Here is a 12,082-nt window from a genome sequence, read left to right on the forward strand (position 1 = left end):
CGCAGAGGGTGGCGGATGAGTCGCCCCTTCCGTCCCCTTAGCGGGCATGCGTTTCGCTTTGATAGGCCCTGTTTTTGCGTCAGACATCACGATGTCATTTACTTTCTGGGCGATGCGGGAATTCAGAAAGCTGCAGTGCGCCCGTTTGTGTTCCATTCAATCAATCAACGGCTGAGAGGTAGTGTTGGTCCACGCTTCGTCCGATAGCGCTAACGCTCTGACTATTGCCGCTTGCACCGTGCAGCACGGACAGCTGCGCACCTGGAGTTAGCCAAATGTCTCAATTTGCTCGTAAATCGCGCCCTGCGGCGTCAGATTGCTTTCATACAGAGCGAATTTCTGCGCGCGCCACGGGCCCATCGCCAAATCGCTGTGCTGCGCAATCCAGCCCGCTATCGGCGCGCTTCCGGAATTGAGCCGTGCCACGGTCACATGGGGGATGAATTTGCGGCTGACGGGCGGAAGTGCGGCCCGGCGACAGGCCATTTCGACCGAATGCTGCAAATCGCCGAGCGCATCGGACTGCTCGACGCGTGCCCAGATCGCTTTGGGCCGATGCTTACCTTCGAAATGTCCGACGCCCGCGATCCTGAGATTGAAAGGCCTAAAAGGTACACTTTCCAGCGCGGTCACGACATCGGCAAATTGGTGGCGGTCGACCTCGCCGATGAAGCGCAAGGTGATATGGAGATTATCCGCATCCTGCCAGCGCGCACCGGTAACGCCTTCCATCGTGTCGAGAAGGGTGTCGCAGACCTCTTCAGGCGGGCGCAGGGCTACGAAAAGGCGGCAGCTCGACATGACCCGCGCCATGCCACGCGTATCACTTCCTGGCTAGGCGGTGCGTTCCGGCAATTCGGTCAGTCGCAATACTCGTAATGGCCCGCGCGGCACAGGCGTACAGCTCGGCGCCACGCCGCCACTTCTGCCTCATAGTCGGCGCGGTCGCGCTCGTAATCGGCCATATCTTCGCGGTATCGATCCTGCTGCTCGAATTGTTCATCGTAAGCGCGCACTCGCGGCGCATTGCGCGCATCGCGTTGGCGCACATAGCGCGCCTGCTCAAGGTTCAGCCGGCGGATCTCTGCCGCATCGGCCTCACGCTCTTCCGAAGTGCGCGTATCGACGCAATCACGATCCTGCATGCAAGCCTCAGCCGGCGCATGCAGCAAAACCGTGCCGAGTCCAAGCGCAGCAGTAACAACCAAAAATTTCATAAGGTGCGACCCTCCCTTTCCAACGCGATAATACGCCGCGAATATGAACCGCAACCGGACTAATTAGGTTCAACGCGCCGTCCGTCGCGCTGGCAGCACAGATCGTCGCGACACGGAAAAAAGGGCCCGGGGAGGTAGTTCCCCGGGCCCTTCCTGCCCGGATCGCCTTACCACGCGATCCGGCCTGGACATCGGCTCAGCTGCTGCGCTGGACGCTGAAAGATGTGTAGGCGAGGCGTGTACCGTCTTCGCTGCGCGCAGCAGCGATCACGGTGTTGCGGGTCTGCTGAACCGAAGCGATGGTTTCGCGCAAGCACTGGCGCACCGGCCCGCCAAACAGGGCATTGGGTTCTGCGCGGCCGCAAACCCGCTGGGCGGCAGCACGAATGCGGCTGTCGAGCAGTTCGACGCCTGCATCGCTTTGCAGGTTAAGATCGGCGAAGACGACTGTCGCGCTGGGGCCGCTATGGGCCATTTCGTGAGAATCCTGTGCACTGGCGCCCGGTGCGATAGTGAGAGCCGAGAAAGCGGCGAGGGCGGCGAAAGCAAAAGTCTTGGTCATGGTTCATTCCTCCGTATGTGAAGTCCGGATCGGACGATCAGAGGAATGCGGGGTTTCAGGCTTATGGTGCTACCAAATCGGCCTGATTTTTAGCTTATGGTTTCGTGATTTTTGCCGAAATCAGTCGATTATTGCTCTCGGGGCGTGATTCTTCGTGGAAAATGTTGCATCACGGATGCAGCGGTTTGGCAGGCGCGCTTTTGGGGGGCAGTGATGAACATCGAAGGCACGGGCAGCTTGTCATCGCCGCGCATCGACCTTGCGCATGAGCAGCCCTTTACTCTCGGCCCGATGCTGGTGGAGCCTGCATTGCGCAAACTGACGGCGGGCTCGGATGAGGAAACCGTCGAACCCAAGGTCATGCAGGTTCTAGTGGCGCTCGGCAAAAAGCCGGGAGCGATCCTTTCGCGCGATGACCTGATCGAGTGTTGCTGGGACGGACGGATCGTCGGCGATGCCTCGATCAACCGGGTGGTCAGCCTGTTGCGTACGGCCTTGCGCGAACTGACCGATGAGGCTGTGACCATCGAGACACTGCCAAAGGTTGGCTACCGCGTACTGGTGGCGAGCGACGCGGTGGAAGGGAGCACTTCTGAGCAAGCTCCAGAAACGGCGTCCGCGCCCTCTTCGCGTCGAAGGAGTATTCTCGCTCTTGCCGGAATTGCCATGGCGATGATGCTGGGCGTTGCCGGTTGGTGGTGGCTTTCCCAGCCAAATTCGGAGCAGATCACCATAGCCATGTTGCCAATTGAAGCGAGCGAGGGTGTCGATCCGCTCTATGCAGCGGGGATGGCGGCAGAGATCCGATCCCAACTTGGCAGCAGCGTCAATCTTGAGGTCACGGCAGGGGAAAGTGCTCGGCAGCTTGTCGAGCAAGACCGCTCCGCTGCAGAAATCGGCGTAGCGCTTCAGGTCGATTACGTCTGGCAGGGCACACTATCCAATTCGGCAGATAATGTGTCATTGGACGCTCGATTGGTTGAGGCAGAGAGCGGCGATCTGGTTTGGTCGGAGAGTCTTCAGGCAGCGCCTGATGCGGCGCAGTTTCTTCCAATGCGCGCAACGCGTATCATGCTTGAAGCGCTGGATCGCCCGATCAATCCGAACGTCCAAGAGCCGAATATCTCCAGCGGTGATTATGCTCTGTACCTGACTGCAATGGGATTGTTGCGTTCGCGCGGTGTGGAAGAGCGTTTGGCAGCACACGAAATTCTCGAGCAATTGGTGGACCGCAATCCTGATTTTGGGGACGGGCTGGCTGGTCTGGCCAAGGCTAACTATCTCTATCCGACTGCTGATCGCGCGGAAAAAGATGCGCTGTGGGCCACCGCGCTCGAGCAGGCGGAAGCAGCGCTTGAGATTGATCCGCTTTCTGCCGATGCGCTGAAAGTCTCCGGAATGCTGCGGACCGATGATCTTCAACTCCAGCTTGAGCGCCTGCAATTGGCGACGGAAATCGATCCCGGCGATGCAGAGGCTTGGTTTTGGCGCGGGATCATCCAGCGCGATGCCGGACCATTGGCTGCTGATATGCTCGAAATCTCCAGCCAATTGATTGCGGTGGATCCCCTTTGGCCAGCGAGCTGGGCGGCTTCGCAATCGGCAATCGAATTCGGCGATTTTGCCTTGGCGCGCGAATTGGAAGAACGGGTTATCGCGGCATCGGCGACAGAGCCCCAGCGCCTGCTCGCCAGGGCGCGGCTGGCGCGCATCGACGGGGACTTCTCGGAATTCATGCGATTGGTGCGCGAGGCGAGGGGCAATTTGTCGGACGCCGAACGGCGCTGGGGGTTTTTCACCCTTGAACGCTACACGCGTTTCCTACTGGGTTTGCAGCCAATGGATTCCGGGCAGGTCGTTCCGACCGACGCCCGCACCCGCCTGCTCGATCGCATTCGCGAGAATGTTGCGCCAACTCCAAGCGATTTCATTGCTGCAGGGATCACAGACCAGACCTTCTGGGACGATGCGCATATCGCCAGCGAGGCGCTACCCTTATTGCTTCGCGATAATCGCGAGACTGAATTGCTCGTCTATTACGATACCAATTTCGGCTCCACTGCGGACTTTGCCGAATGGGCCCGGGAAACCGATCGTGCTCATCACATCATTCCGTTTGTCGCGCCCTACATGGCCATGGCGATGCGTCGCGCAGGGCGTGATCGAGAGGCCAGTCAATTGATCGATCTGGCACGCGAGTGGACACAACTATGGTCGGACGCGGACCAGACATCGGTCTTTTCGTTGCTGTACCAATTGCAATTCGAGGCAATCACCGGTGACAGTGCCTCCGCCATAGAAACGGTGCATCGATTGCCCGACTTTGGCTGGCCACTGCAATTGAGCCACACGGACAATCACGCCATCGGCCTGCTGAACGACGATCCGCTTTTCGCAGAGATACGGCTATTGCCCGAGGTGCGCGCAGTGCTCGATCCGATCCGCGCGCAGCTGGCACGGGAAAGGGCTGAAGTCCTGGCGCTTGGTTTCGAATAGAGGGCCGGTACCCCGCTGCAGGGCTTGACCCTAGTGAACATTTAGGGAACATCACGCGCCCGTCAGCGCCTATCGCGCTACGTCCATCACCCCCTCTGGACTCTGCGCCGGACAGCCCCCACTTGGACCGCCATGGCTCTTACCAAAATCTCCGTCAAAGGTGCCCGTGAGCATAATCTCAAGGGTGTCGATATCGACCTGCCGCGCGATAGTCTTATCGTCATCACCGGGCTCTCCGGCTCGGGCAAGTCTTCGCTCGCTTTCGATACGATCTATGCCGAGGGGCAGCGGCGCTATGTCGAGAGCCTGTCCGCCTATGCGCGCCAGTTCCTCGAGATGATGCAGAAGCCCGATGTCGAGCATATCGACGGGCTCAGCCCCGCGATCTCGATCGAGCAGAAGACGACGAGCCGCAACCCGCGCTCGACCGTGGCGACCGTCACCGAGATTTACGATTACATGCGCCTGCTGTGGGCGAGGGTGGGCGTGCCTTATTCGCCCGCCACTGGCCTGCCGATCGAGGCGCAGACCGTGTCCAACATGGTCGACCGCGTGATGGAATTGCCGGAAGGCACGCGGCTGTATTTGCTCGCCCCGGTGGTCCGCGGGCGCAAGGGTGAGTACCGCAAGGAGCTGGCCGAGTGGCAGAAGGCGGGCTTCACCCGCGTGCGGATCGATGGCGAGATGTATCCTATCGAAGAGGCTCCCGCGCTCGACAAGAAGTTCAAGCATGACATCGAAGTGGTCGTGGATCGTCTCGCGGTGAAAGAGGGGCTGGAAACGCGCCTCGCCGATAGTTTCGAAACCGCGCTCAAGCTGGCCGAGGGGCTGGCCTACGTCGACCTCGCCGATGGCGTGGTGCCGGGGCGCGAGGACGAGGCCGAGGGCGGCGGCGCGATGAAAGGCGCAGGCCTACCTTCCAACCGCATCGTGTTCTCAGAGAAATTCGCCTGCCCCGTTTCCGGCTTCACCATCGAGGAGATCGAGCCGCGGCTGTTCTCCTTCAACGCACCGCAAGGCGCCTGCCCGACCTGTGACGGCATCGGCGAGAAGCAGTTGTTCGACGAGCAGCTGGTCGTCCCGAACGAGGAATTGACGCTGAAGAAAGGTGCGGTGGTGCCGTGGGCCAAGTCCAACCCGCCGTCGCCCTATTACATGCAGGTGCTCGGCAGCCTCGCCAAGGAGTTCGGCTTCGATCTGACAACACCGTGGAAGGAGCTCTCGCGCGAGCATCAGGACGTCATCCTCTACGGCACGAAGGGCAAGCGCGTCCCGCTTACGTTCAAGGATGGGCGCAAGCAATACACGGTGCAGAAACCGTTCGAGGGCGTAATCGGCAATCTCAACCGCCGCATGGCGCAGACCGAGAGTGCGTGGATGCAGGAGGAGTTAGCCAAGTTCCAGACCGCGCAGCCGTGCGAGACGTGCCACGGCGCGCGCCTGAACGAGAAGGCGCGGGCGGTGAAGATCGACAGCACCGATATCAGCCAGCCCACCCGCTATTCGGTGTCCGATGCGCTGGAATGGTTCGAGAACCTGCCCGAGAAACTCACCGACACGCAGAACCAGATCGCCCGCGCCATCCTCAAGGAAATCGTCGAGCGGCTGGGCTTCCTCAACAATGTCGGCCTCGATTACCTCAACCTCGATCGCACCAGCGGCACGCTGAGCGGCGGAGAGAGCCAGCGCATCCGCCTCGCATCGCAGATCGGCAGCGGCCTCTCCGGCGTGCTCTACGTGCTGGACGAGCCCTCCATCGGCCTCCACCAGCGCGATAACGATCGCCTGCTCGAAACGCTCAGGCGCCTGCGCGACCTCGGCAACACCGTGATCGTGGTCGAGCATGACGAGGACGCGATCCGGCAGGCGGACCATGTGGTCGATCTCGGCCCCGGCGCGGGTGTGCGCGGCGGCGAAGTGGTGGCGCAGGGCACGCTCAAGCAGATCCTGAAAAGCCGCAAGAGCCTCACCGCCGACTACCTCACCGGGCGGCGCGAAATCGCGGTCCCGGCAGAGCGCCGCGAGGGCAACGGCCACAAGCTGACGGTCCACGGCGCGCGGGCGAACAACCTCAACAACGTCACCGCCAGCATTCCGCTCGGCACCTTCACCTGCATCACCGGCGTTTCGGGCAGCGGCAAGTCCAGCTTCACCATCGACACGCTCTACGCCTCCGCCGCGCGCACGCTCAACAATGCCCGCGTGGTGGCGGGCGCGCACGACAAGGTCACCGGCCTCGAATATTGCGACAAGGTGATTGAGATCGACCAGTCGCCCATCGGCCGCACCCCGCGCTCCAACCCGGCGACCTACACCGGCGCCTTCACCAATATCCGCGACTGGTTCGCCGGCCTGCCCGAAGCGCAGGCGCGCGGCTACAAGCCGGGCCGCTTCAGCTTCAACGTGAAGGGCGGCCGGTGCGAGGCATGCACGGGCGATGGCCTGATCAAGATCGAAATGCACTTCCTGCCCGATGTCTACGTGACGTGCGAGGAATGCGGCGGCAAACGCTACAACCGCGAAACGCTGGAAGTGAAGTTCAAGGGCCACTCGATTGCCGACGTGCTCGACATGACGATCGAGGACGCAGAGGGCTTCTTCAAGGCCGTGCCCCCCATCCGCGACAAGATGCACATGCTGAATGAAGTGGGGCTGGGCTATGTGAAAGTCGGCCAGCAGGCGACGACGCTGTCAGGCGGAGAGGCGCAGCGCGTAAAACTCGCCAAGGAACTCAGCAAGCGCAGCACCGGCCAGACGCTCTACATCCTTGATGAGCCCACCACTGGCCTGCATTTCGAGGACGTGCGCAAACTCCTCGAAGTGCTCCATCGGCTGGTGGACCAGGGGAACTCGGTCGTGGTGATCGAGCACAATCTGGATGTGATCAAGACGGCGGACTATCTGCTCGACCTCGGCCCGGACGGTGGCGTGCGGGGCGGGGAGATTGTGGCCGAGGGCACCCCGGAGGAGGTTGCTGCGGTGAGCGGGAGTTATACCGGGGCTTATTTGAAGCCGATGTTGGAGCGGGCGAAACAGGCGGCGGAGTGAAGATTTACGAAGCCAATGCGTTCAAATAATCAACCACATCGACCGTAGTTCAAGTTGACAAATGCATCTCGAACTCTTGAAAGGTGCGACAAAATTTTGGGGGATTACAGATGCCGACGGTCGACTTAGCAACGACTATTGTTCCCAACGATCACCGAATATGGAAACTCTTTCCGGGAGAGGGGTACAAGTTCGAGCGTCAAATAGATGATAGGCGAGTCGCGTTTCTAGACGTTCGTGGGTTGGATCGTCTTCCAGAAAACAGTCGAGATTGGCGTCGTGACCGACTCGAAAACATTGCATCTTTAGATCGTTGGCGCCGTCAGGTTGCTGCTACCGGAATTCGAACTGACCGCCGGGTGTCGGCGGCTGACAAACGGACAGCGACTTATGTGGATGGGCTTCTCAATGTAGCAAGAAAGGGCGACTTTTTAGCAGTTCCGTCTCAGGGGGCGGACGCGAAAATCAACATTTATGAACTTGTCAGCCGTCCTGGTTCCGTAAGTCGTATTGAAGCGCGAGATCGTAGAGCCGATCACATTTTTCTGGGGCGTCGTGTCCGGTGGCTTGGTGCTATTCCGAAGCGCAATCTGAAATACGAAGTGATTGAATTGCTACAAACGCCAGTCGCGTTTTTCGACTTGGGCGATGCCGGTCGAGACACGATATACGAAGCAATCTTGGGCAATTACGTATATGAAGGCGAATATGTAGCTACCTATCGTGTTGCCAAGGAAGATTATAACTCGCGCGATAACCGAATCGTTTCGACTTGGATGGAATTTGTCGATTTGGCATCAAGCGGCGAGCAATTTGCCGCAGCGCTCAAAGCTACTCAAAGCAATGCGATTCCAACCATTTTGGATAGATCAAATTTGGATGAAGCGCTGCGGAGCGACCTTTCAATTAATATTAATTCGCCTGGCGACATTGTCATGGCAGCGAAAAGGCTTGCGCCTCTAATAGGCTTAGCCCTGTTCCAGTTGGCCGCAAATGGGGTTCCCTACAATGAGGCAATTGAGGCAGAGACGCAACTGACGATTCTCGGCGGTGCAGTCGATAATTGCACCGCTCAGATCGATGCGAGTGTGCGATCCATCATTGAAGCTATGGGTGCTCCGCGTTGGATTGAGGCTTGTGAAGTCGCGCAGTCAGCATCTCAAAATGCTGAGCTTTCGACCGATGCTAACTTAGAATGACCGTGCCAGAGGAAAGAGAAAAACAGACTGCGACGGGTTGGCTGCTGAAGAGCGGTCTTCTTGTTGCACTCGCTGTAAATGGCCTTCAGTTTTATCAGAATACTCAGCTTCAAAGACTAAATGCACAGATTGAAAAAATCTCAGAATTTCGCGAGTCAGGCTCAGAAATGGATCGCGCTACTATAGCTGTCTTCGATGCTCTTTCGAATGGTGCATTAAGTGACGAGGAGAGGCAGCAACTTCAGGATGCATTCTTGGAGCATGTTTTGACCACGGAAGAGAAGCGAGAATTCATCGGAGCTGAAGAAACGGAAAGCTACCTTCAAGCACTTAACGTGCTCAAGCAGGAGGTTGATAATGCGACAGGCGCCAGCAATGCTGGTCCGCGTATCGAAGCGCTGGCCGAAGTAATTAGGCTTCGCCGAGAAATTAGTGAAGAGGCTCTGGGCGTTTAGAGTTCTCGTTGATATTGGCCGCCTTCGCCAGCAGCCGGCGGAGAGAAAGGCTGAGTTCCATGCATCATAAAAGAGGCCGTGCGCACAACCGTCGGGCCGAGTGCAAGCCGTGGAAGGCGAACGGTGTTCGCACCGAGCGCTCCGATGGCGAGCGGTTTTCCGATCATCGGAGGAGAGAAGCGGCGCGGGTGGCGGTGGCGGCTCTTTGAGTGGCCGACCCCTGAAGGAGGCCCACCCCCAACCCCTCCCGCTTGCGGGAGGGGAGCGAGACTTGGCGAACCGCAGGTGAGCCTTAGTCGCAGCGGGGTGGGCATTCTTCTCTCTGTCAAAGGTAGCTGGACCCCCGCCTTCGCGGGAGTGACGACGTGCTTTGACCGCGCAAACCTCCGTTCGTCCTGAGCTTGTCGGACTCGTAGAGGGACCAGAGGCCAACGGCGTTTGCGCTGTCGCCCTTCGACAAGCTCAGGACGAACGGACGAGGGGACTAATTTCCCCTTTCCTACACCCCCACCAATGTGTCTCCCTGCGCGGTTCACACGAACCCACGCACAGGACGCACGCCATGAATTCCCTGACCACCATCGACGTTGCACAGGCCCGCCTTGCTGCGGTTGATTTGTTTGACCCTCAAGCGCCGGGCGCTGGCATCCGCCAGCTTGGCTCCTCGCAAAAGCTCGGACGCGCGGTCGCGCTTGCCTCGGCTGCGCCTCGGTTGCTCTCGCTCAACGCTAGCGTGGGAGGTGCAGCATGATGGCGCTCGTACCGGTCGACACCCCAAACCCCACCTTCGGCAATAGCGAAGCCCTAACGCCGGTGCGGATGGCGCTGTTTCTCAAGTCCATGCAGGTGATGGGCAATGTCTCCATCGCGTGCAAGCGAGCAGGCGTTGCTCGGCAGACGGCCTATCGCGCGCGGCGGCGGTATGCGGGGTTTGCGCGCGCCTGGGATGCGGCTTTGCTCGCTGCGCGGGTGGTGGCGGAGACGGAGCTGGCGGACCGGGCGATCAACGGGGTGGAGGAGAGCGTCTATTACCATGGCGAGGAGGTGGGGATGCGGCGGCGCTATTCGGACAGGCTGCTGCTCGCCCATCTCGCGCGGCTCGACCGGATGGCGCAAGATGCCGAATTGGTCGCGGCGGCGGAGCTGCTGGATGACCAGATCGAGGCGCTGGAGCGGGGGGAGGACATTGCGTCTCTGGATGCGTCCTTCGCTCCGGATGCGCAAAACGCCCTTCGACAGGCTCAGGACGAACGGATGGGGGGTGCTCAGGATGAGCGGGGTGGGGGTGCCCCACGCGAGCGGAATGGGGGTGCTGGGAAAGGGGCTGGGAATTCTGATCAGGACACTGTCACACCTGTCACACCCCCTGTTGATCCGTGCCCCGATTGCGGTGGCTATTGCGTGGATGCGGAGGAGGATGCGCGGGTCACGCTGACGCAGGATGACTGCATGTGGCTCGGCAATCGGCTCAACCGCATGGATGCCGCGCGGCCTGCTGGCGTGGCGCCGCCGCATATGCGCGGCCTGCCGATGGAGACCTATGCCGCAATCGAGAACGACCAGCTGCTCGCCTTCGAGGCGGGGGAGGAGCGCTGGTGGCTCGTCGGGTTTGAGGATGAGGATCAGGAAGACGCGGACGCGGAAGAGGGCAGCGATGGCCGGCTTGGTCCGCGCGGCGGCGTGGAATGATGGGGGAACGCTCCGCAGAGAACGGGGGCGGCTAGTCTAGTCGAGCAGTTCCAGCTCAACGCGCCCATGGCCGCGGCGGATCATGCCGATCTCGCTCGCAGCGGCGCGGGACAGGTCGATCGTGCGGCCGCGCGTGAAAGGGCCGCGATCGTTGATGCGTACGATAACGGACTGGCCGTTGCGCGGATTGGTCACCCGCACGCGGCTGCCGAAGGGGAGAGTGCGGTGCGCGGCCGTCATGGCGTTCATGTTGAACCGCTCCCCATTGGCCGTCAGCCGGCCGTGAAAGCGGCGACCGTAATAGCTGGCGACACCGCTGCCGAGCGAGGTGGCGGCAGGTGCAGCAGGCTCGATCATGGTGATGTCGACTGCGCCGTCCGTAAGCTCGGGTTCGATCGGCTCATCGAAAGGTGCGAAGACCTCCTCCAGCGCAGGCTCTTCATCGGGGATGAACATGGGCGCAGGCGGAGCTTCCACCACTCTGGCGGCGGACAAGTCGGCACGCTCCTGCGCCAGGCCCGAAGCCGACGTGCCGAGCATTCCCAGCGCGGCGAGCGCCAGGGCTGCGTGCGGGACGATATGCGAGAGCTTGCCTCCAGTCATGGCGGCGCATGTAGCGAAAGCGAGGCGGAATTGACAGTTTCGGCGGGGTTAACGGGCGCAAAACGGCGTCCTTCCACCGCCAAACGCCCTACAAGCGCGACGAATGGAGCCGGTCTGCGCTCGAAGGATGGTCACAAAGGCGCCGCAATTGACGGGATCGGCATCGGCTTCAGAGTCGCAGACATTGGGAAAACGCAATCGGGTACGAACCGTCGGGAGCGCAAAAGAGAAATGGGGCCGGCATTGCTGCCGACCCCACTCTCACCGGCGTGTGGACCCCCGAAGGGATACTTGGCGCCTGGCGTGTCTTCTTCCGGTCGTTGCCCGAAGGCCCGGTTCCTTCCGAATATGTCGCCCGGCGCTCGCGCCGGTGCCGGAGCTCGGTTTTCCGCTTGGCGAGCCTCGCAAGGAGTCTCAGCCGCGCTTTCCACCGTTCCGAGGCCGACATTGTCCTCTGGTGTCTCAGGCGGTTCCTTCCTGCACCGAAGTGCCCTTCCAGAACCTCGACACCGGATTTCTCCTCCGGCCTATCCAATGATTGCTTCTCTCGGTCTCAACAGTCCGGTTGGTGTCCAATCTCCCGAAGGAGATCTTCCATCTTCCTTTCCTCTTCCGCGACAAGGCAATCATCGCGTCGAAGCTTTCCGCTTTCCCCTGTATCCGAACCGGCAGGCGGTTCTTCGTGGCGGTCTGTTTCCGTCTTCGATGTTTGTAGAATGCGCGTGACAGCCGAGTCGGGCAAGGGCGCGAGCGTTGACTTATCCACTTTTGGCCGGAATGCCAGTGGACAAGGGTGGATAAGTCAACGGCTCG

10 protein-coding genes are annotated in these 12,082 nt (G+C 60.4%); 6 read left to right on the forward strand and 4 right to left on the reverse strand.

Going from position 1 to position 12,082, the window contains the following annotated elements:
• Positions 1 to 267: 267 nt before the first annotated feature.
• The 3 genes from thpR to I5L03_RS06565 form a co-directional block, all read right to left on the reverse strand.
• Positions 268 to 801, reverse strand: coding sequence for an RNA 2',3'-cyclic phosphodiesterase (gene thpR / locus I5L03_RS06555; RefSeq protein ID WP_197920947.1), 534 nt, complete (start codon positions 799 to 801; stop codon positions 268 to 270).
• 59 nt (positions 802 to 860) lie between these two features.
• The gene (locus I5L03_RS06560) at positions 861 to 1,217 is read right to left on the reverse strand and encodes a hypothetical protein (RefSeq protein WP_197920948.1); all 357 of its coding nucleotides are present in this window, start codon (positions 1,215 to 1,217) and stop codon (positions 861 to 863) included.
• Between the two features lie 196 nt (positions 1,218 to 1,413).
• On the reverse strand, positions 1,414 to 1,779 hold the full coding sequence (locus I5L03_RS06565) for a UrcA family protein (protein ID WP_197920949.1): 366 nt from the start codon (positions 1,777 to 1,779) through the stop codon (positions 1,414 to 1,416).
• Between the two features lie 213 nt (positions 1,780 to 1,992).
• Here I5L03_RS06565 and I5L03_RS06570 point away from each other — a divergent pair, with 213 nt between their 5' ends.
• The 6 genes from I5L03_RS06570 (at position 1,993) to I5L03_RS06595 (ending at position 10,666) form a co-directional block, all read left to right on the forward strand.
• On the forward strand, positions 1,993 to 4,275 hold the full coding sequence (locus tag I5L03_RS06570) for a winged helix-turn-helix domain-containing protein (RefSeq protein WP_197920950.1): 2,283 nt from the start codon (positions 1,993 to 1,995) through the stop codon (positions 4,273 to 4,275).
• Positions 4,276 to 4,407: 132 nt separating this feature from the next.
• Entirely contained in the window at positions 4,408 to 7,323 is a 2,916-nt protein-coding gene (gene uvrA, locus I5L03_RS06575) for an excinuclease ABC subunit UvrA (protein WP_197920951.1), read from the forward strand.
• A 110-nt stretch (positions 7,324 to 7,433) separates the two neighbouring features.
• On the forward strand, positions 7,434 to 8,522 hold the full coding sequence (locus I5L03_RS06580; RefSeq protein ID WP_197920952.1) for a hypothetical protein: 1,089 nt from the start codon (positions 7,434 to 7,436) through the stop codon (positions 8,520 to 8,522).
• Positions 8,519 to 8,977 carry a hypothetical protein gene (locus I5L03_RS06585; protein WP_197920953.1) on the forward strand — a complete coding sequence of 153 codons (459 nt, stop codon included), beginning with the start codon at positions 8,519 to 8,521 and terminating at the stop codon, positions 8,975 to 8,977. Before I5L03_RS06580 ends, I5L03_RS06585 begins: the two co-directional genes overlap by 4 nt.
• A gap of 562 nt (positions 8,978 to 9,539) precedes the next feature.
• Positions 9,540 to 9,728 (forward strand): hypothetical protein, encoded by a 189-nt coding sequence (locus tag I5L03_RS06590; RefSeq protein ID WP_197920954.1) that lies wholly within the window; start codon positions 9,540 to 9,542, stop codon positions 9,726 to 9,728.
• On the forward strand, positions 9,725 to 10,666 hold the full coding sequence (locus I5L03_RS06595) for a hypothetical protein (RefSeq protein ID WP_197920955.1): 942 nt from the start codon (positions 9,725 to 9,727) through the stop codon (positions 10,664 to 10,666). The genes I5L03_RS06590 and I5L03_RS06595 overlap by 4 nt, the downstream gene beginning before the upstream one ends.
• A 36-nt stretch (positions 10,667 to 10,702) precedes the next feature.
• Here I5L03_RS06595 and I5L03_RS06600 read toward each other — a convergent pair whose 3' ends face one another.
• Positions 10,703 to 11,269, reverse strand: coding sequence for a septal ring lytic transglycosylase RlpA family protein (locus I5L03_RS06600; RefSeq protein ID WP_234035119.1), 567 nt, complete (start codon positions 11,267 to 11,269; stop codon positions 10,703 to 10,705).
• Between the last annotated feature and the right edge of the window lie 813 nt (positions 11,270 to 12,082).

This window comes from Aurantiacibacter sediminis (assembly GCF_016019885.1).
GTDB classification, from domain to species: Bacteria; Pseudomonadota; Alphaproteobacteria; order Sphingomonadales; family Sphingomonadaceae; genus Alteraurantiacibacter; species Alteraurantiacibacter sediminis.